This is a genomic window from Halorubrum sp. LN27 (genome assembly GCF_016635065.1).
GTDB lineage: Archaea > Halobacteriota > Halobacteria > Halobacteriales > Haloferacaceae > Halorubrum > Halorubrum salipaludis.
Map to the genome: position 1 here is coordinate 2136221 of NZ_JAEPET010000001.1, position 21881 is coordinate 2158101.

Consider the following 21881-nt stretch of genomic DNA (forward strand, 5'->3'; position numbering starts at 1 on the left):
TTTATCGATTGTGAATTATGAAAGCATAATAATATATCCAAAATTATTTTAGTTTTATATATAGAAATCGAAGCTAGGCTATGTTCGTAAAATATATCTAGATGATGATTATATTTCGCGTATGGACAAATTAGAGGATAACGAGCGTTTTACTAACAATTCTCCTAGTCAAGAAGCCTTGGATAAATCTGTTCTTCATGTCGGAAATACTGCTGGTGTTGCCTCAATAATTGCCAAAAAACAGCGTGAGCTCGGTATGAAGAGTTCTGTGGTAGTATTCAATGGCGAAACATACGAATTTGGAGCCGATTGTAATCTGGAGGTTCGTCCAGATTCAGATATTTTACCAGCGAAACTCATTGATTCTATTGAAATATTTAATAAAGTGAGAGGGATTCAGGATATGATATCTTCCTTTGACGTAATTCATTTCCACTATAGAAGTGTAATATCCGTACCGACATTTTTCATCCCATATGGTCTCGATCTTCCTCTGTGGAAAATTCAGAATAAACATATTGTAATGCATTTTCACGGGTCTGATATACGTTGGAAGGGAATTCCTTGGTTATATCGAAAGTTCTCAGATGCGATTATTGTCGCCTCGCCAGATCTGCTAGATTGGGCTCCAAACACCGCGACATGGGTTCCAACACCAATTGATATAAGCCAATTTGATCCAATCTACCCAGACCCAGATAGTTCAAAGCCGATTAAGATAGTTCATGCATCAACAAATCGCGAAATGAAAGGTACCAAACACGTTATTGATGCAGTTTCGACTCTCCAATCCCAAGGATATAATGTGGAACTTCAGATCGTTGAGGATATGCCTCACTCTGAAGCCATAGAGATTTATAAAACGGCAGATATTGTCGTAGGCTGGATGAATTTAGATTATGGGATATATGGGATGTTCAGTAAAGAGGCTATGGCTCTTGGAAAGCCAGTTGTTGCATCAGTAAGTCAATCAGCAAAAAAACATTACCCAGATGATATTCCAATTATTCAGGCAAATTCAAAGAATCTTGTCAATAGATTAGAATCTCTCGTTAAAGATCGCGATGAATTAAGAAAACATGGTAAACAGTGTCGTGAGTATGTAGTTAACACACATGACATAAACTCAGTTGTGTATGAGTATAATGAATCATATTTATAAGAGATATTTGGGAATACGAGGTTACACTTAGTCCAACCTTCCAATTTGCTTGGTTTCGATGAACCAATCGCGGATAGTCCTCACCAGTAACAATTGGGGACCAGTAGAGAGAAATAATTGGGTTCAGAAGTGATCTAATATGGCAGAAACGGTATTAGTTGTTGGTGCACACCCTGACGATGAAGTGCTCGGTCCCGGTGGGACACTTTCAAAACACGCAGATAAAGGGGACGAGGTTCACGTACTGATCATCACTGAAGGAGCAACTACACAGTACGAAGACGAGGCCCTAGTCAAACAGAAGCGCGCAGACGCAAGGTCATGCGCTGCCAAACTCGGCCTCAAAGAAGTTCACTTTGGTGGCCTCACAGACATGAAGCTCGACACGACCGCTCATATTGAGGTCAACGCGGTGATTGAAGAGGTAATAGAGGCTATCACTCCAGATGTTATCTACACTCACTCACCTCATGAAGTTAACAAAGACCACGTCGCAGTTTACGAATCAACACTTGTTGCAGCTCGACCTGAGTCAGGAGTAGACAGAGTCTACGCATACGAGACACCGTCTTCGACGGAATGGACGGGGGGCTGCAGACGGCAGTTCTCACCCGATCGATATGTTGACATATCTGGGTACGTTGACACGAAAATTGAGGCTTTCCTAGAGTACGACATGGAGGTGCGTGAATTCCCACATCCACGCTCGGAACAGGCGATTCAAGCACGGGCGACGACTCGAGGTACCGAATCCGGATTCAAAGCTGCAGAGGCGTTTTCACTCGTGGTTGCTCGAGATAGTAAGATATAATCAGCCCCCATATATAGAAAATTTGGTATTTAAATTAATAAAATGCGCACAAAATACACACAAATTACTACGGGGTAGCTGGCAATAGGATTACATAGTTCCTATCCGTGTGGGTATTGACGATAATCTTATATAGTCAAATATAGAATGATGAGATCGCCTACGGAATGAAAGTGATTTACTGCGCAGGTGAACTTGGGCGCGTTGTGCTTGATATTCTTCGACGGCAGGGGGTTGATAATGATGTTTTCTTCATTGATGATGATCCAGAACTTAAAGGAGAGTCTGTTGATGGAATTGAAATCATTGGGGGTAGATCTGAATTCGATAGTTTCGATCAAAATGAAACTGAAATAATTATCGCCTTCGCTGATCGTCAGAAAGTACGGTTAGAACTCATGAGTGCAGTACGACAACTGGATTTTGATCTATTTTCAATAGTTGATATAGATTCAACGGTTGCTGAGACGGCTACTATTGGAGACGGCGTTATACTAAACGCACAATCGTACATCGGTCCAGATGCCACCCTTTCAGACGCAGTCGTCATCGAGAGTGCAGCGAGTATTTCGCACGATGTCACGTTAAAGGAGGGCGTAACTATTGGTCCAAACGCCACAATTGCTGGAGGAACCACAATCGGGCGTGATGTGTTTGTTGGTGCTGGAGCGACTGTGTGCGATGATATATCCATAGGTGATAAAGCAGTTGTAGGAGCGGGCGCGGTAGTTATCTCGTCTGTTCCGTCGGAAACGACAGTGGCGGGAGTTCCTGCAAGTCCAATCAATGACCATTAGAAATCGACTGTCAGATATGAATCATCCACTCTGATCTACGTGATCTTGAAACTGGTCTCCTATCTGAAATCCATAATATTCTAAAAACTGTTTTCCTGTCACAGATTTGTCATTCTCGACTTGAAGTTCAGTTATTTCGATCGTACTCTCCCATACACCCACGCCTATAGCGTCTCCATTTTGATAAGAGATCTCACCAGGTCGCACAAAGACAGTATCCTCATTTGGTGGGTTTGCGTCCCATATCGTCACCTTTTTGCCGTCGATATAGGAAAATGCACCGGGATATGGCCGTGTTTGTCCCCGTATCCAGTTGTATACCTCTTGTGGAGAGCGATTCCAGTCGATGATTCCATCTTGTGGTCTTCGTCGGGGCCACCACGTCGCTTTCTCTTCTTCTTGGGGCTTTCGTGGTATTACACCTTGCTCGAATTTCGGATAGTACTCCCGTATCATTATGCGACCAGCGTCAATCAACTTTTGATACATTGAATTGGCATCATCGTCGATATCAATTGAGAGCAATTGTTGGCCAACAAGATCACCTGCATCAGCTTTTTCAACGAGATGGAAAAATGAGAGTGCCGTCTCGTCTAGTCCCTTAATTAACGACCATGCAAGCGGTGCTCGCCCCCTACCTCTGGGGAGGGGAGATGGATGCATTCCGATGGCGGTGACTGACGGGATATTTAACACAGTCGAGGAGACCAGTTCCGACCATCCAACCACGAACAATAGGTCCGGGTCACACTTCCTCATCGTTGTTATTGCCAGATTATCGTTCACCGATTTCGTCTCAGTAATAGGAATATTGTGAGAATGACAGAAAGATTCAAATTCGACCTGGTCAGAAATATTGGCATCATTTGGTTTTGTAAATACATGCTTAACGTCCGCATCTAATTCTATTAATTCTTCGAGACAAGCTAATCCTAATTCGTTGTGTGAGACAAATACAATTCTCATACCATGACCTACCTTTACCTGCGTTTAGTAGTTTTGGCTACTCAGTTCCGATGGGAAGCTACGCCCGCTTCAACGGCATCAGCTACGCGAGCTATCGACTTCGGGGAGAGGTTGGGGTGCATGGGGAGCGAAAGCACTCGACTTGCGAGATCATCGGAAACCGGAAGATTGGTGTCGTCGTCACCCCCGTAAAACGTGGTGCGATGAACAGGTGGGTCCCAGTATATTTTGGCAGACACGTCACGGGCGTCAAGTGTATCAAGGATAGACTCGCGGATGGCCGGTGACTCACAGGTTATAGTATATATCTGATACACGTGGCGACCGTCGGTAGGGTCGCTTGGAAGAATAATACCGTCCACATCAGCGAGCGCGTCGTGGTAGGCTATCGCGACCGATCGACGCCTTTCTATAATATCCTCTACACGAGTCATCTGCCCTGCGCCAATAGCTGCGACGACATCTGCCATCCGATTATTTGTCCCGAGAGTAATATATTCACCACTGTCCGAAGCATCAAAGTAGTCACTACTGCTTCGTCCGTGGGATCGATAGAGACGCAGGCGCTCGGCAAGTTCTGGATCGTCTGTCACGACGGCTCCTCCTTCACCAGTTGCAATAATTTTGTTTTGACAAAAGCTGAGAGCTGCTGCATCGCCGACTGTCCCGGCCATTTGATTACCATCGTGTGCGCCGAACGCTTCTGCAGCGTCCTCGATAAGTGGTATATTATACTCGTCCGCTACGGTGCGTAGATCATCCATTAGGAACGGCTTGCCATAGCTGTGAATGGGCATAATAGCGGTAGTTCGTTCTGTTATCGCTTCCTGGACAGAATCGGGATCAAGGCCGTATCGATTCCGCTCTATGTCAACAAATATTGGCTCTGCACCGACGAGACGGACAGCGTTCGCGGTGGCGATGAAGGTAAACGCGGGCACGATGACTTCATCGTTTTCCTCAACCCCAGCTGCATGGAGCGCGCCAACCAGCGCCGTAGTTCCCGAGTTGTATGTCACCGCATGTTCGACGCCGAGGTAGGATTCAAGTTGTTCTTCAAACTTGTCCACGTAGGGGCCCTTTGCCCAATAGCTGCCCCGCGTGACTGAGTCGACAACGTTTAGAACGTCCTGTCGGTCCCAGTCGATCTCGAACAAAGGAATCGGTTCATCGTCAGCCATCTTAGTCGTCGTCCTCCTTAGGCACGTAGTTGTAGTATTGATTGTCGTCGGGATCGGTGATATTCCCAGAGGTGAGAGCGTCTCGAATCTCCTCGATGCCGTCGCGTATAGTCATTTCCGGTTTGAAGCCAAGGACATCCGAAATCTTCTGGAACGAAACGCGATAGCTCCGCTCATCAACCATTGACTGATCTACCTCTATCTTCGCGTCGGCGATTACGTCGTCAAGGATGCGACCGATTTCTTTCATTTGATAATTCTCGTCAGTGGAGCCGACATTGAATATCTGCCCTTCGACAACTTCTTGGTCGGCGTGAAGGACGGCACGAACCCCTCTAGCTACATCAGTCGTATGGATAAACGGACGCCATTGGTCACCGCCGTAGATGGTCCCCTCGTGGTCTAGGACTGCTTTTTTTGTAAGGAAATTTACGGAGAGATCAAATCGCGGGCGCGGCGACAGGCCATAGACTGTGGCGAGGCGGACGATCGTTGGAGCGAATGATACCTCCGAGGATAGCAAGGAGTCCTCAGACAGCCTCTTTGTCTGGCTGTATGCCGAGATCGGATTTATTGGGGAGACCTCCGTAAGGAGGTCATCTTCAGAGTTACCATAAACACTACAGGTGGACATAAAGATAAACCTATCAATATTATGGCGGTCACAGAGACGCTTGAGTTCTACCGTCGCGTTGAGATTCACCTCAATGGTGGCGTCCACGTCCGCAGAGCAAGCTGGTTCACCGACAATACCAGCCATATGAACTACGTCTGTCGCCCGCTGTACGACCGCTTCAAGTTCATCTGTATCTCGGATGTCCCCCTGTACGTACTCGAATCGATCTCGATCACGGAGTGAGTCTATAGAATAGGTCCCAAAGAGTTCAGCATCGTATACTAGAACCTCGTGACCGTCATCAAGTAGTTGTCGTGATAGGATGGAACCGAGATAGCCAGCGCCTCCAGTGACCAGAATAGTTCTTTCGGTCATATCGTGAGATAGCGGGTGAGGGGAAAATCATTTTCGGTTACTATCTTTGATCGGTACATTAGTAGTTACACTAATCCATCAAATATGATACTACAACAAGAGTCTCCTACGATTGCCCTCCATTTCCAATATATAATTTAATTTACATTTATGTGTAGTTTAATGGCTATAAATACAATATTTAATAGGAAATTTGTTGATTTTCTTTGAGAAATTGTATATCATCCTCAAGGTCTTCAATTATTGCTAACACTGTTAATATCGTGTACTTCTCAGAACTACCCATATTTAGAACTCTCTCCATTTGATCTAGTGCAATGTTTTCGTCAATATTTTTACTTTGAAGGTAATTTGTGTATTCAACAACCGGATCGTTTTCATAACTTGTTTTTTCTGAACTAATTGGTATTTTATTTTTCAATTTATTAAATCTAGACGTGATACCAAAGTTTTTCTCCCGAAATAATTGTCGATAGGTTCCCATCGGTGCATTATAAGGTGCATAATCAATCCTAATCATATCCTTATTGATTATATTAAACACTTCTTTTGTGAGTTTATACCTGAATTTTTGGTTTTTAGGGATAGACATTAGATGGTCAATCACTGGCCATGAATTTAGTGGTGCAAGTGTCCAGACGTATGATCTATTTCTATCCTCGCCATGGAAATCCATATTAAATCCTCTTTCCTGTGTGAGGAAATGTTGTAACCTATCTTCTTCATTTTCCTCTGGGAGACTACTTATACAGGAAACAAGTTCAGAGATTAATTCTTTTTTCGTGACGCCTGTAATTTTTTCAATTATATCCGGACTATTATAACTATAATTTGAGATCAGCCACTTTACCGCATCCCGATCACTAATAAACTCATCATTGAAACTCCAGCTACCATCTAATAAGTCACCAATATCTCCTGTATAAAATCTTACCTTTTTATTGTTATCGGACATGATTTTTCGTAAGAATTCAACTTGAAATCCCATCGCTAAATAATTCATTCCTCCTTTTGTCCTATATAACGAAACAAGGCTGCTTCCACTATTCCGTACACTAAAGAGGGTCCAATCAATTTCTAATTCTTGTGCTATTTGTAATGCAATGGAGACATCTTTATTTGCACTAGATGTGTTGTTGTAAAAAGAATAGCCTCGAATATTCATCTCAAGATCTGCTAGCACAGCTGCGATTAATCTTGAATCTTTTCCTCCACTTAGTGACACAACATGAGATCCGTCCAAATTAGACCTATTCTCCACAACTTTTTTTAGCAAATCAGATAATATTTTAGCATTTTCTCTAACTGATCGATCGTTTTTATGTTTCTCATCGAATGTTAACTGATTATATACTGAGTGCTTCGATTTTGATATACTAAGTGACAGTTTGGACGCAGGGACTGATTTATTCACCTGATTATAAGGTGTTTTTTTACCTATATAATATCCTAATAATAAGAATTCTGCTATTGACATTTGATCTAGAGATAGTATTTCCGATCTCTTCTGAAATGATCTCCGCATGAATTGTAATGATCGACCTCCAAATGATGTGTTATCTAATGTTGCCCAATATACTGGAAGACGGTTGAGTATATCTGTAAATATATGAATTTTACTCTGGGATTCATCAATTACATATAGATTATAATCGCCATCAATATCTTTTGCCCACGCTTGGAATTTTTCATCTGAGGGAATACTGTCTGAAAACAATTTTTTAAGTGAAGATCGATAATCTCCTGGTGCGTATATCTCTCCTTCTAAAATTATAGTAAATCGTTCCAAATCAAATCTTTCTGTAGGGTATGATGGATAACTCACATCATATAGTTCTATTTGTTCTGACATATAAACTAGGTTTGTCGAATAATTCTCTATTTCATCTGATATTGATTTTGCAATTTGATGTGTATCTGTACCACCTAAAGAGAAAACGATTCCAGCCATCAAGTCCCCATCTGAATCGCTGTTATTTATAATTTTAGTTAACAGTCAGGACGGTGTTCAGATAAGGATGGAAGATGAGGCGGGGCGATCTGTGAGTGGTCAATGCTCAAAATTGCCCGTCTCAACGGAGGTAACGACTGATTCGAGTTAAAATTTGTGGAGCGAGAGACGACATCCAAGCCGGCGATAAAACTTGGAATATTTATAACTAAATTCAAAGGGCATCTACAGCCGCGAGGGGTGCGAACCTGGATCACGTTGCGGTGGATGAAATCGTAATCCAGCTCGAGGACATTTTGAAATGCGGAGCTAACGATAGTAGAATCATGACTCCGAGCTTTTGCCGGCCGCTGGAATCGATGCTTTAGTTACCACGACCATGGCTCCGTGCGAGTTCGGATCGCAGATCTGTTCAGCCTCCTGAAGGAACCCCACTAGATCGACATGTATGCCCTCTCAAAGGAGCTGTACAGCGTCGAAGGTTCGGAAATGCCGTCCGCCACAGTTCTAACAACACACGGATTCGATCCATCTCACTCGCCCAATCGACGTTCTCGTGGTACGTCGCGTCCATGTGAACCCGGCAAAAAGTCCGTCAACATATGATTCCAGCTGGGAACTCCGTTGCCAGTCGGATTACTTACCGCCGTTGGACTGGTAGCAAAGCGCTAATGAGCCAGCATGCTGCTTGTTTAGCAAATCGTAAGAATAGTTAGAAATATTCGGTTATTCTGCTTCGCTTCCTCTTTGACGGTGACGTTATCCTATCGACATCTGCGGATTCAACTGAGCAAGATAGAGAAGAATCAGAAATAGATTCGTAACGATGACTTTGTAGTAATTTCCCTGAACTTATATTGGAAAAACGCGAGTATTCGAATGGTAGCCACAGAATGGCGAAAGTCACAATACTCACCTCTTCACACTCCACTTTTGACACTCGTATATTCCACAAGGAGGCACGTAGCTTAACAAATGCAGGCTACGATGTCACTCTGATAACGCCTCACCATGTGAACACCGTGCGTGACGGCATATCCGTGAAAGCTGTTGGTAATAAAGACGTAGACAGTGCGAACTTTCGGCATACCCGCGAGATATACCACGAAGCTCTCAACATTGACGCCGATGTATACCACCTGCACGATCCTGGCTTGTTACCGTTCGGCTTCATGCTCTCCGTTAAAACTGATGCCAAAATAATCTACGACTGTCACGAAGACTACGGACGTGCCCTTCGATTCTATGATTCGGTACCGCTGAACCCGGTGTCCAGTCGTGTTTTTCCCCCTGTGCAGTCCGCAATCACAAAGAGATTCGACGCCGTAGTTGCCGCCACTGATTGGATAGCCGAGGACTTCAGGCGACGAGGTCACAATGAGGTAACACTCGTGCGTAATTTCCCCCGTATCTCATTGGCAGCGGGAGGAAATGTTGATATGGAGGGTGATTATCAATACAGACTGGTCTACGTTGGGAACTTATCGGAAGAAAGGGGACTGACGAAGATGTTGAGAATTACCGAAGAACTCCATGAGAGAGGCGTTGACGTTGGCCTTGTCCTGATCGGCAGAATAACCGAGGCAGCTGCGAAAGTAATCGATGAGTTTCGTGACCAGCGGGGTTTGAAGAACAGGGTCAAAGCCTGTGGATATATTGAACCCGACGAGATTTATCCCTACCTACGTGCTGCAGACATCGGCCTCTGTATGCTTGAAAGGGCGCGCGCCGAGTATATTATCCCGACAAAAATGTTTGAGTACATGCTTTCAGAACTACCTGTCGTAGCCACCGAAACAGAGGGAACTAAAAGATATCTACCGGAAGACTGCGGAAGAGTTGTTTCCGAGGATACTACCAAACAGGTAGATGCAATAGCAGAGATTCTGGCCGATGAGGAGTTACTGATGAGAATGGGTAAGAATGGTCGAAAGAGGGTCGAACAAGAATACTGCTGGGAGGTAGAACAAGATCAGCTGCTATCTCTCTATAGTCGGCTCTTAGATTAGATATATCCCAGATCTTCTAATTGCGACACCCTCTCTTCGTCTAGCTCTTGAGCGGACGCACTGCTAACGAGCATCTCAAGAAGATCCATAGTTTCTTCGACGAGTTCCTGAGGAGCGTCATCGAGATCTATCGGAGCCCCTCTCTCGAAAGCCCATTTGCCACTATCAGATTCAGCGACTACCTTCCACCCATCCGCATATGCGACAGTAGAGTCTTCCACCGACCGGTTACGGACCACGTCTTGGCTAACCTTAGGATATTTTTTCAGAGTCTTGCCTTCGCCACCCGTTGCAGGATACTCACTTGTCGCTGGGCTGTCGGGTATTGCGTTGCGGATCGCCCTCTCAATCGACGTTCCATCACCAGCAATCGAGAGGAAGAGATCATAGAGGAACTCAAGCGACACCTCATTCTCAATCATCGCAGCGTCAAGATCGGGATGGGCAACGACCAAAGGGACGCGCAAAACTGCGTCACTGACTGACGCTTCATGTCCCATCCGCTGCCGACCCATCTCGTCAGTCTCACCGAGGTTTTCACCGTGATCCGCTGTAACAATTACAATCGTATTCTGTCGCAAATTTTCTTTTTCTAACTGGTTGAATATCTCTGCTAAATGATTATCGGCGGTTTCCACCTCTCCAGCGTATAGACCACGCACGGCCCGAATATCTTCTTCACTTAATGTATTCGTGGATTTTCTTGACTCAAATTCCATCGGTGATGCGATCTCTTCATTGAGACGCACCAATTCATTATACTCGAGCGTCCGACCAAGATGTTTCTTTTGTAGAGCTGGACTCGGCTTGTAGCATCGGTGAGTATCCATATAATTGGTAAAAAGAAAAAATGGATCATTTACTGAGTCATTTTGAATTATTGATTCAATCAAATCTGTATTTTTTTGAGGGTTATACGAGTAATCGCTTGTAGGTCCAAATACAGGATGTCGGATATTCTGTAAAATTTCGAATTTATTTGAAAGCTCACCGCAGGCAACCCCCAGAAGATTAAGAACACTCTTGAAAGGGTGGTCATGACGGGGAATCTCTTGCAATATTTGGATCAGCGCGTCTTGATAAGACGCGTCTTCTTTTCGAAGAACATCTTGAGATATACCAGATACATCAAGTCCACCGACAAATGGGTCCCGGCCCCCGGTGTACCGGAAGTGATCGAAGTTCTGGTGGAAGCCCGTCCGCTGACTAGCAAACCCGTTTGCCGAAACACCGTATGTACGATATCCGTGAGACGATAGCTCTTGAACGAGTGGCGCTTCGATCAAATCACCAAACTTTGTACTGCCGTGTTGATGTGGTTTCTCTCCCGAAAATATGGAAGCATGGGAGGGTAGTGACCAGGGGCTCGGTGCGATAGCATTCTCAAACCGGATGTTAGTAGCTGCAAGCTCATTCAGGAACTCTGCATGTTCCAGTGCGTAATCGTATCTGCATGCATCCCAGACGACGAGCAGAATGTTTGGCGGAGTGGTGTTTCCGTCGTCGGTCATATGAGAGTTACATCGGAGAACTGTTTAACAATTCCGTCGCTCTATCACAACCTAAATATCAATCGCAGATGATAGCCTACCCATGGTTGGAGAAGTACCATTCACGGATATTCACATGGACGAACGAACGATAGGGTCCGTTGAGGATGTTCTCCGGAGTGGCAGATATGTAAAAGGGCCTGTTGTGGAAGAGTTTGAAGAATCGTTCGCGGATAAATGTGGAACTACGTATGCAGTCGGTGTCAACAGCGGGACATCCGCGATACTCCTAGGACTTCAGGCAGTCGGTGTGAGTAAAGGAGACGATGTCTTCGTTCCGGCACACACCTACTTCGCGTCAGTGAGTCCCGTTCTCTCTCTTGGTGCGAATCCCGTCTTCGTAGATGTGGATCCCCAGACGTATACGATGGATATGGACAAACTGGCAGAGAGAATCGTGGATTCAGAGAATCCTGAAGCGGTGATCCCAGTCCACCTCTACGGACAGATGGCTGAGATGGAACAGGTTACTGAACTTGCAGAGGCTCACGATCTGGACATCGTGGCAGACGCGTGTCAATCCCACTTTGCGAAGCGGGATGGGGACTATGCCGGAAGTATCGCAGATGTTGGCGCATTCAGTTTCTACCCTTCGAAGAACATGACCGTCGCGGGTGATGGGGGCATGCTTGTAACTGATAATGAAAACATCGCGGAACAGGCACGCGCGTTACGTAATCACGGGCGGGATGAAGACGGTGTTCACCGACACCTAGGACTGAACTACAGGATGAGTGAAATGTTGGGTGCAGTTGGTAGAGAGCAACTGAAATATATTCAGGAATGGAACGAGGGACGCCGTCGCGCAGCATCTATCTACGATAAAAAATTAGCCAGTATCGACGCAGTCATGCCCCCAGTTGAGAAAGATGACAATAAACACGTCTATCACTTGTACGTCATACAGGCGCCTGACCGCGACGGACTCCGAGAGTATCTGGACCAGAACGGAGTCGGAACTGGCATTCACTATCCAACTCCAGCTCACGAACATCCAGCAGTGATCGACCGTTGTGGCGAAACAACGAGAAAATCTGCCGAACGGATCACGGACCGTATCGTCTCTCTCCCGATGCATCCCCGAATCTCCGAAGAAGAGATCGACAAAGTTTGTACTCTGATTAAGGAGTATTACGAAGCATGAAGTACGGAGTCATCGGGACGGGTTATTGGGGATCGAATCACGCCCGTGTCGCGGCTGAACTCGCTGACAAAGGGGTAATTGATGGCGTGGTTCTCTGTGACGTGGACGAAGATCGCGTCAAAGAACTTGCTTCATCATACGATGTGGAGTTCACAACTGATTATTCTGAACTTGCATCGATGGGAGTCGGTGCGGGAACTATCGCAACACCCTCGCCAACCCATCACCAGATTTCGACAGAGCTCCTTGAAGACGGGATAGACTGTCTAGTTGAAAAGCCCCTGGCACTAAACAGTGAGGATGCATGGGATATGGTCGAAACCGCTGAGGAGCATGGGAGAACCTTGGGCGTTGGGCATATCTTCCGATACCATCCGGCACTGAGTGAGCTCAAAAACCGGATCGACCGTGGAGAACTTGGTCAAATTAAGTATCTCAACACAAACCGTTTCTCTTTCCGTGTTCCCAGAGAAACTGCTGGAGCACTCTATTCTCTTGCGGTTCATGATATTGATATATCTAATTACTTGCTGGAAAGAAAACCTGAATCTCTGTACTGTAACCTAGATAGCGTCATTCGAGAGAATGTGGACGAAACTGCGACAATCACACTTGAATATGGGGATTCGACAAGTATTATAAATGAATCATGGCAGGTTCCGGTCCACGGAAAGCGACGGGATCTGACTGTTGTTGGTTCCGAAAAGGCAGCATATGTTGACTATCTCGAAGATACAGTCGTTGAACTGCACGATAGCAGAGTGCGCGAGTATAATGGCGATTTCCAAGCGCAAAATGAGGGAAAGCAAGTGTATAAGACGGAGAACAAAGAACCACTGAAGGTCGAAGTATCAGAATTCATCGACGCATGTCAGTCTGGAAGCAAGCTTCGAGCACCCGGGCAAGTAGGTGCCGAAACAGTTGAACTGCTAGAACTGTGTGAAAAATCGTCCTCTGAAAATCAAGTTGTTACGATGGACTAGGCGACAACATAAAGTTAAGAGCGAGGTGGTCAGAATTTTATGACCCTCGTATCCGAATCCACAAATTGACTAGATATCTTCGTCGACGTAACCTATAATCTCTGCAGGATTCCCTGCTACAACTGCGTTCTCTGGCACATCCTCTGTCACAACTGCACCAGCACCTACAAGAGCATTTGCACCAATTTCTACAGGTAATATCGTAGCGTTGGTACCGATTGAGACTCCCTCATTGATTTTGGTTCTCTCCCACTCTTTCTCGTCTCCACTGGGTGGATAACGGTCATTCACAAATTTTGCTCCATGACTCACGAAGACATCATCTTCGATAGTAACGAGAGAACAAATGAAGGCGTGCGATTGAATCCGACATCGATCTCCTATCTTCGCATTTTTTTGTATCTCAACGAGGGATCCGATCATACAGTCGTCTCCTATTTCCGCCCCATAGATATTTGATGATCGCCAGACAGTACAATTGTCCCCAATATCCGAATTATGGATTGCAGTGAATTCCTTGACCTCGGTATTTCTGCCTAGACTGGTAGCTTCTACAACGTTTAAATCGCCCATGTCCATTAGAGATACTACCCAGATATCATAGTTGCGCTACCTCCGAACCATCTCGTTAAACCGGTTACTGTGTCAGGGAATCGATTAAATTAAAATAAGTTGACGCAACTTCCTCCCAAGAGTGTTTTTTCGCCCTCTCTCGCAAGTTTTTCACTCGTTGCTGTGTGGTATCCGAATTAGTTTCAATTTGATAAAGTGCCTCTGAGATCTCCTCACTGGTTGGGTGAATGAAAAACAGCTCCTTCCCAGAAAATTCAGATTCCAGCTTCCCGTAGCTGCCGATAGTAGGAAGACCTGCAGCCCCATATTCGAAAATTTTCAGTGGCCGCTCAACGTTTACAAGACAGAGTCCAACATCTGAATGAAAGAGAAACCCGGGCATAAGTTCGTAGTCGAAGGAACCCGGATAATATAGGTTGTTGATCGAATCAGCAGCTTTTTCCACTTTGTCAGCAAGTTCACCTTCTCCGATAACCACAAATTGCCAATCTTTGGTCCTCTGAGCAGCATCAATAATCTCAGATATATTACGGGTGTCAACAAGGCTACCTAAATATACTGCAATTTGCGAATGAACGTCAACACCATCTTCAGCAAGGATATCCCTGGTTTCATCGACCACGTTTGGATCTGGATCTGAAAATTGCTTAAAATTCACAGCATTTCCAGCTACTTCTCCGGAGATACCATACTTAGACATCCCTTTAATAGTCTCTGGAAGAAATATATTGCCATCTGAACGCCTAAGAATGAATAATTCGTACCTTTTAATCAGAGAAAAAAGAGGGCTGGGAAGAGAATCGATATTTGATATCGGGTCACTCACATCACCAATAAACGGTACTGTGAGTAATTTTGCAAGAGGATAACCGACGTACAGCCCCGTACGGACATTACCGATGATAAGATCGAATTCGAAAGTTAGCCCACACCGAACTGCAGAAATCATATCTAACCCACTGGCATCTTGAATTTGAACTTGTACGTCACAATCATGGAGATGTTCAGCTATCCGTTCACGCCGAACACTAACGTGATCACCTGTTGACGGTCGGAGCCAGAGTATATTTTTGGTCATATCCTAATGGGGAACGGTATTGGGTAAGATATCAATGTTATGAATAAAGGCTTCTAAATTTGGAAAATACAATAATATTTCCAAGCCCAATTGTATCCTCTTTGCTTCGTCTCTCTTAGCAAAGAACTCACAAATTATTATATTACCTATATTATTTATATATAAGACGGTATATTGATTGCTCATATTTAGGGCATGTTTTCAGAATATTCTCAATAATATCCATGAATCATTATATTTGTGGTTCCGAGAGGAATTTTGTTTTATACACTCATTTTGTTGCGCGGAGAAAAGTTTCCTCACCGCGAGAATTCAATTTGTCAACTGAAAACCCTGCCTCTTTTAATTGGTCAACTACCTTTTGATGAGATTCTCCTCGATCAGCAAGCTTGTCAGCGTGGGTCTCACAATAAATAATTCGGCACTGTTCAAGCATCTCATTCATTCCACGAAGAACAGATAGTTCAGAGCCCTCGACATCTATCTTCATCACATCGGGAGCTGGAATCCCCTTCAAATCATCTCCCCGGATAGTTGAAACAGTGATAGTATTCGTTTCATTCTCGGTTGAAAGTGTGTGTGCTCCCTCACCAGCGGCATCAGAACCAGCAATCGCAAGGTTAGCGGTTCCGTTTGTATTTGACAGAGCTTCTTTACGAATTTCTACATTCGAAATATTATTCAACTCTATGTTTTCTCTTAACCGATCACAGTTCACTGGATGTGGTTCAAAGGCGACACACCGATTGGATATTTGGCCCACAAAACAGGTATACAACCCCACATTTGCTCCAACGTCATAGAAGACATCTTGTGGAGTTATGTCTGTTAGAACAGATTCGATAACGGATTCTTCTTCCATTAGCTCTTGGAACCTCTGTACCTCTACTCCATTAGTCACGTGAAACTTCGCAATTTCATCTCCGATATCCAATGTAAAGGTCTGGTCCGTAGTGAATTTCGAAAGAAGTTGGGAATAGCCTTCACGCAGGGACTTCTCAAGTCCGAGAGATACGGCAATTCGCTTGATCGGACCACGATATAGTGATTTCCGCGCTTTCTCCAGTACAGAAATAATAGGATTGCTTTTCATAATTTCCTCACATTTTCTCCGCCACCAGTCGCATTACGCGTGTCAAACACCAACTCACCGTGGTCAACGATCGCCTCGACATCGATCGTTCCGTGATCGGTTACGACGATCACGCAATCATGCGCTTCGATCTCGTTTGTCGTCAACGCAACCGACTCGTACTGATCCCCCTCCACCTCAAACGTCGGGACGTAGGGGTCGTGATACGAAATCGCGGCACCCCACTCATCGAGTAACCCGATCACGTCGTACGCGGGCGACTCGCGCACGTCCGAGACATCCGGCTTGTATGCGACGCCGACGATCAGGATCGACGACTCCGAGAGCGCGGTCCCCTCGTCGTTCAACAGCTTCGTCACGCGCTGGACGACATGGCGGGGCATCTCGCGGTTCACCTCGTCCGCGAGGTCGATAAACTCCGTCTCGACCCCCTGTTGTCCCGCTTTCCACGAGAGGTACAGCGGGTCGATCGGAATGCAGTGACCCCCGAGACCGGGCCCGGGATAGAACGGCATGAAGCCGAACGGCTTCGTGGCGGCCGCGTCAACCACGTCCCAGATGTCGACGTCGAGCTCGTGGGCGATCATTGCCGTCTCGTTGATGAGCCCGATGTTGACCGATCGGAACGTGTTCTCGAGGAGCTTGACCAGTTCGGCCTCGGTCGAGGACCCGACCCGAACGACCTCGTCGAAGACGGTTTCGTACAGCGCCTCGGCGTGGTCCCCACACGCCGCTGTGACGCCGCCGACGACCTTAGGGATCTCCGTAATCCCGTAATCCTCACGGCCAGGGTCGATCCGCTCCGGTGAGAACGCCACGAACACGTCCTCACCGACGGTGAGTCCGTTTTCGGTCAGGGTCGGTGCGACAAGTTCCTCAGTCGCACCCGGGTACACCGTACTCTCGAGGATCACAGTGCAGTCGTCTGGGATCACGGGGGCCAATCGATCGACGGAGTCGACCACGTACGAGAGGTTGGGCTGGCCGGTCTTCTTGAGCGGCGTCGGCACGCACACCGAGATTCCGGAGACCCGTTCGAGCGCCCCGTACTCGGTCGTCGGCTCGAAGCCACCGTCGAGCGCGGCTTGGACGGTCTCGTCGTCCACGTCCGTCACGTACGACTGCCCCGACCGCAAGTCACTGACACGCTCCTCGTCGACATCGACTCCGATAACGGTGTAGCCGGCCGCCTCGTACGCGAGCGCCAGCGGGAGGCCGACGTATCCGAGTCCGACAACCCCGACGGTGTCCCGGTCGCTATTCATATGGGATAGTGTAGTCAGATGGCGCTCATAAGCCTTCTTGACTACCGATCGCGATACGTTGCGATCCCGTAGAGGAACCCGAATCCGACGACGGCCGTGAACACGAATATCGAAACGAGCTGAGCGAGTTTGGCGCGTGAGGGGCTCTTGAACAGTCTGTAGACGCGCTGCGGAACGTACTCGGTCGCGAGAGCACGGAGATACGCGCCTTCGTTTCCCTCGTCTTCGGGATGCCGGAGGTTCATCACCCGCTTTGAGTATCCCTGCCAGAATGCACGTCCCAGGAGCCAGCGAAACTGGGTCCGATACTCGAAGATCTTGTGATAGACGATCGCCTCGTCGTTGTACACGACGCCGCGTCCGTACTGCTGTTGCATACGGATGCAGGCCGGTGCCTCGTGTGCCTGTACGTGACTGTCGCCCTTTCGCCCCGTCTCCTCGTCGTAGCCGCCAACGTCGAGAAACACCTCGCGGTTGAACGCAATATTCGATCCGTAGGTGTTCCTGACTTCTTCTAGATGGTCGGCGAATCCGCGCTCTGTACAGCCGATCAACCAATAGAACTCTTCGGGCAGAAAAGAGGGCTCTCCCGCGAGCCACTGCGGATCCAAGCGACCACCGACCGCGTACGCGTCCGTCGACTCGTACGTCTGAACCAGCGTTTCGATCCAGTCGTGGGTCGCGATCGCATCGTCGTCAAGGAATGCGACGAGTTCGCCGGTGGCGAGCTCTGCGCCTCGAGTCCGGCTGTAGGAAATTCCGCGGTTCTCCTCGGTGCAATGGACGCAGACGGAATCGAAGTGACCAAACTCCTCTGACATCCGATCGGCGACGGCCTCGTTGCCGTCACTCACCAGAATGATCTCGATAGGATCGTACGTCTGCCTGAGAAGGCTCTCGACGGCCTCCGAGAAGTCGTCGTACCGATCTAGAGTATACGTACAGACCACGACGGAGACCTTCATTCACACGGTGCTTCGATAGAGGCCCGAATAAGAGTTTCTGAGACGGAATCGGTCGAGCTTTTAAGGCGACAGAAGAGTCCCATTACGGTGATTTTGGTTCTAACTTGGCTTGGTGGATATGCGGTCTCGTTGAGACTCCTCTCGTGAGGATATGACAAGCCTTATGCGCGTTTTCGCAGTTCCTTGCGGTAATGAGTGACTCAAACGATCCGCCAGACGGATCGGACCGATCCCCATCCGATCTGCTCAAACGGTGGTATCACGTTCCGGTGCTTCTCGGCGTCTTCGCGTTCATGTTGTGGACGCGACTGCAATCGTATGGCAACTTCGTCCAGAACGGCGAGGTGTACTTCCGCGGCAACGACCCGTGGTATCACCTCCGCGAGACAACATACCTCTTAGAGAACTGGCCAAGCACAATACAGTTCGATCCGTGGACCGGGTTCCCCTTCGGCACTCAAGCCGGTCAGTTCGGAACCCTCTGGGATCACATCATGGCAGTCAGCATCTGGATCGCCCGCCCGATCATGGGAAGCGCTGAGGAGGTCATGCTCGTGATGGCTCCGATCGCAGGTGCACTCGTCGCGGTACCGACCTACTTCATCGCACGTCGGTTCGTCGATCGGTTCATGGCTCTCGCAGCGGTCGTTGTGCTCGCACTTCTTCCGGGGACGTTCTTCAGCTACTCTCTGGTCGGCTTCCCTGACCACAGCGCGGCGGAAGTCCTCTTCCAGAGCACCGCTGTCCTCGGGTTCCTCGTCGCGCTCGGCGTTGCAACGCGTGAAAAACCCGTCTGGGAACTCGTCGTCGACCGCAATTGGGACGCGCTGCGTCGCCCCGTCGTGTACGCTGCCGCAGCCGGCGTTGCTATCGGCGCGTACATATGGACGTGGCAACCCGGTATTCTGCTGGTCGGATTCACTGGAATATTCCTCGCGGTGAAACTCACCAGCGATGTGGCTCATGGACAGAGTCCTGAGCCAGTGGCCTTCACGGGTGCAGTGGCGATGACGGTCGCAGGGCTCATGCAGATTATCCCACTCAACACGTTCTCCTTCGATACGACCGGGTACTCCTTGCTCCAGATCGTCCTCCCACTGGGCGTTGCGCTCGGCGCTGTTTTCCTCGCGTGGCTTGCCCGCCAGTGGGAGGCACGTGGCCTCGATGCCTCAACGTACCCGCCGGCTGTCAGTGGTCTTATACTTATATCTGCTGGTGTCGTCTGGGTCGCAATCCCCTCGCTGTGGTCGACACTCACTAGTAACCTCCTCAACACTGTCGGCTTCAGCGCGACTGCTAGCGCCCGCACCATCGGCGAGGCACAACCTCCCCTCCAGAACGGCACCTTCGCAGACTTCGTCCTTGGCCAGTATGGTCTCGCCTTTTTCCTCGCACTCGCTGCAATCCTCTACATTGTCGCGCGTCCCCTTTATCGCTCTGACGACACGAACCACACTCTCTACGTCCCAGCAGCGCTCGCTGTGGTCGGCTCCGTCTATGCAGTCCCCCAACTCTACGACGCTATTGGCGGCGTCGTCGGCGTGAGCTGGCAGGTAGTCGGCCTCGTCATCGCGGCCGCCTTCCTCGTCGGCGCGACGTTCCTCGTCGAGTACGATGCTGAGGAGCTGTACTTCGTCGTGTGGGCTGCTTTTATCGGCAGTGCCGCGTTCACCCAAGTCCGCTTCAACTACTACCTCGCCGTTGTCGTCGCGGTCGGCGCGGCGTACTTCGTTCAGCTGGCTGTCGACTTCCTCTCGCTTCCCTCGCTCGAAAACGTCCGCGACATCGAGGGGTGGCAGGCGATGGGCGCGATTGTGCTCGTCGTCGTCCTCATCGTCCCGCTGGTCGCAATGGCGACTCCCGTCTGGGCCGCCGGCGCGAACAGCAACCCCGGCAGCGTCACCCAGTGGGACGGCAGCCTTCAGTGGATGAACGACGAGACGCCCCAGCCAGGCGAACTCGAAGGTGCGGACAATGCGATGGACCCGTACGACACCTACGAGCGCCCCGCAGACGACGACTTCGACTACCCGGAGGGTGCGTACGGCGTGCAGTCGTGGTGGGACTACGGCCACTGGATCACCACCAGAGCCGAACGCATCCCGAACGCGAACCCGTTCCAGCAGAATGCGGGCGCCGCCGCTGACTATCTCCTCGCGCCGAGTGAGGAGGCATCCACCGAGGTGCTCGCAAGCCAGAGCGATGAGGGTGAGAACACCCGCTACGTGATGGTCGACTCGCAGATGGCGTCGCCGAACTCCAAGTTCGGCGCGCCCGTCACGTTCTACTCCGGCAATGAGACGCGCTCGGACTTCAACCGCGTCCTCTACCAGCAGACCGAGCAGGGCGGGTTCCAGACGGTAATGCAGGTGAACACCCAACGGTATCACGAAAGCCAGATGATCCGTCTGTACGAACACTATGGTAGCGCGGTCGAACCGCGCCCAGTCGTCGTCGACTGGGAGACCCAAACCGCTCAAACCGCGAACGGCGAGCAGATCGAAGTCGACACCCTCCCGTCCGACCCGACAACCACCATCCGGCAGTTCGACAACGTCTCGGCCGCACGTGCGTATGTCGAGGAAGACGGTAGCGCCCAGGTTGGCGGCGTCGGCGACCTCCCCTCGGAGCGCGTAGAGGCCCTCGAACACCACCGGCTCGTCCACGCCTCGCAGTCGGCAGGGCAGTCACCCTCGGCGCTGCAGGTGCAGGTTCTTCAGCAGCTCGGTGTCGATGTCCAGAGCGTCCTCGGCGAGTCTATCCTGCAGGCGTTCCAAGATGACTTCGTAAAGACATTCGAACGCGTCCCCGGTGCCACGATCGAAGGGTCGGGCGCTGAGCCCGACCAAGAGGTGCGCGCAACCGTCCAGATGGAGAAGTCCTCGGGACAAACGTTCACGTACACGCAGTACGCAGAGGCCGACGAGAACGGGAATTTCGAGTTGACTGTGCCGTACTCGACGACGGGCTACGACGAGTTCGGGCCCGAGAATGGCTACACAAACACGAGCGTTCGCGCAACCGGCCCCTACCAGCTCTCGGCTGGCGTGTCGATCGACAACGGCACCCCGACCGCACTCACTGGTGAGGTCGACGTGAGCGAGGCCCAGGTCGTCGGCGAAGACGACGCGGCCGCGACGGTCGAACTCGAAGAGACCACGCTTGACGATGAGAGCAGCGAAAACGAGACCACGAGTGAGGGCAGCGAGACAGCAGAGGGCGCGACGAGCGACGAGAGCAGCGACACTGGCGGCGACACGAACACGAGTTCGCTGGCTACCGCGCCAACGACATTCGTAGCCCACTCTGTCGCTCCGCTCGCGACCCTGTCTACCATCCCACTCACGCCCCTTAAGGCGTAA

Annotated in this window: 17 protein-coding genes; 7 read left to right on the forward strand and 10 right to left on the reverse strand. The window is 49.0% G+C overall.

The features are described 5' to 3' along the window. Nucleotides 1–121: 121 nt before the first annotated feature. From JIN95_RS10445 to JIN95_RS10455, 3 genes are all read left to right on the forward strand, one after another. A complete protein-coding gene (locus JIN95_RS10445) occupies nt 122–1162 on the forward strand; it encodes a glycosyltransferase (RefSeq protein ID WP_200531410.1) in 1041 nt (346 codons plus the stop codon). Between the two features lie 139 nt (nt 1163–1301). Continuing rightward, the gene (locus JIN95_RS10450) at nt 1302–1973 is read left to right on the forward strand and encodes a PIG-L family deacetylase (RefSeq protein ID WP_200531411.1); all 672 of its coding nucleotides are present in this window, start codon (nt 1302–1304) and stop codon (nt 1971–1973) included. Between the two features lie 167 nt (nt 1974–2140). Beyond that, entirely contained in the window at nt 2141–2770 is a 630-nt protein-coding gene (locus tag JIN95_RS10455; RefSeq protein WP_200531412.1) for an acetyltransferase, read from the forward strand. Nucleotides 2771–2791: 21 nt separating this feature from the next. Here JIN95_RS10455 and JIN95_RS10460 read toward each other — a convergent pair whose 3' ends face one another. The 4 genes from JIN95_RS10460 to JIN95_RS10475 all read right to left on the reverse strand — a co-directional run bounded on the left by JIN95_RS10460 (nt 2792) and on the right by JIN95_RS10475 (nt 7859). Continuing rightward, complete coding sequence (locus JIN95_RS10460; RefSeq protein ID WP_200531413.1) at nt 2792–3736, reverse strand: methionyl-tRNA formyltransferase; 945 nt, start codon at nt 3734–3736, stop codon at nt 2792–2794. 41 nt (nt 3737–3777) lie between these two features. Beyond that, nucleotides 3778–4917: a DegT/DnrJ/EryC1/StrS family aminotransferase gene (locus JIN95_RS10465; RefSeq protein WP_200531414.1), complete on the reverse strand. Its 1140-nt coding sequence runs from the start codon at nt 4915–4917 to the stop codon at nt 3778–3780. Nucleotide 4918: 1 nt separating this feature from the next. Further along, nucleotides 4919–5908, reverse strand: coding sequence for an SDR family NAD(P)-dependent oxidoreductase (locus JIN95_RS10470; RefSeq protein WP_200531415.1), 990 nt, complete (start codon nt 5906–5908; stop codon nt 4919–4921). A gap of 181 nt (nt 5909–6089) precedes the next feature. Continuing rightward, entirely contained in the window at nt 6090–7859 is a 1770-nt protein-coding gene (locus JIN95_RS10475; RefSeq protein WP_200531416.1) for an asparagine synthase-related protein, read from the reverse strand. An 893-nt stretch (nt 7860–8752) separates the two neighbouring features. Here JIN95_RS10475 and JIN95_RS10480 point away from each other — a divergent pair. Continuing rightward, nucleotides 8753–9868, forward strand: coding sequence for a glycosyltransferase family 4 protein (locus JIN95_RS10480; RefSeq protein WP_200531417.1), 1116 nt, complete (start codon nt 8753–8755; stop codon nt 9866–9868). Here JIN95_RS10480 and JIN95_RS10485 read toward each other — a convergent pair. Continuing rightward, nucleotides 9865–11379: a sulfatase-like hydrolase/transferase gene (locus JIN95_RS10485; RefSeq protein ID WP_200531418.1), complete on the reverse strand. Its 1515-nt coding sequence runs from the start codon at nt 11377–11379 to the stop codon at nt 9865–9867. The genes JIN95_RS10480 and JIN95_RS10485 overlap by 4 nt on opposite strands. 82 nt (nt 11380–11461) lie before the next feature. On the opposite strand from JIN95_RS10485, the gene JIN95_RS10490 reads away from it, so the two are divergent. After that, nucleotides 11462–12562 carry a DegT/DnrJ/EryC1/StrS family aminotransferase gene (locus JIN95_RS10490; RefSeq protein ID WP_200531419.1) on the forward strand — a complete coding sequence of 367 codons (1101 nt, stop codon included), beginning with the start codon at nt 11462–11464 and terminating at the stop codon, nt 12560–12562. Further along, complete coding sequence (locus JIN95_RS10495; RefSeq protein WP_200531420.1) at nt 12559–13545, forward strand: Gfo/Idh/MocA family oxidoreductase; 987 nt, start codon at nt 12559–12561, stop codon at nt 13543–13545. The genes JIN95_RS10490 and JIN95_RS10495 overlap by 4 nt, the downstream gene beginning before the upstream one ends. Before the next feature lie 69 nt (nt 13546–13614). Here the strand turns inward: JIN95_RS10495 and JIN95_RS10500 are convergent, their stop codons facing one another. The 5 genes from JIN95_RS10500 to aglG form a co-directional block, all read right to left on the reverse strand. Then, complete coding sequence (locus JIN95_RS10500) at nt 13615–14118, reverse strand: acyltransferase (protein ID WP_200531421.1); 504 nt, start codon at nt 14116–14118, stop codon at nt 13615–13617. 64 nt (nt 14119–14182) lie between these two features. Then, nucleotides 14183–15067, reverse strand: a complete 885-nt coding sequence (locus JIN95_RS10505) for a glycosyltransferase (RefSeq protein ID WP_200531422.1) — start codon at nt 15065–15067, stop codon at nt 14183–14185. 400 nt (nt 15068–15467) lie between these two features. Continuing rightward, a complete protein-coding gene (locus JIN95_RS10510) occupies nt 15468–16289 on the reverse strand; it encodes an FkbM family methyltransferase (protein ID WP_200531423.1) in 822 nt (273 codons plus the stop codon). Beyond that, nucleotides 16286–17554: a nucleotide sugar dehydrogenase gene (locus JIN95_RS10515; RefSeq protein WP_200531424.1), complete on the reverse strand. Its 1269-nt coding sequence runs from the start codon at nt 17552–17554 to the stop codon at nt 16286–16288. The genes JIN95_RS10510 and JIN95_RS10515 overlap by 4 nt, the downstream gene beginning before the upstream one ends. A 41-nt stretch (nt 17555–17595) precedes the next feature. After that, nucleotides 17596–18519 carry a glucosyl-dolichyl phosphate glucuronosyltransferase gene (gene aglG, locus JIN95_RS10520; RefSeq protein WP_200531425.1) on the reverse strand — a complete coding sequence of 308 codons (924 nt, stop codon included), beginning with the start codon at nt 18517–18519 and terminating at the stop codon, nt 17596–17598. Between the two features lie 191 nt (nt 18520–18710). Between aglG and JIN95_RS10525 the strand changes: the two genes are divergently transcribed. Next, nucleotides 18711–21881, forward strand: a complete 3171-nt coding sequence (locus tag JIN95_RS10525; RefSeq protein WP_200531426.1) for an oligosaccharyl transferase, archaeosortase A system-associated — start codon at nt 18711–18713, stop codon at nt 21879–21881.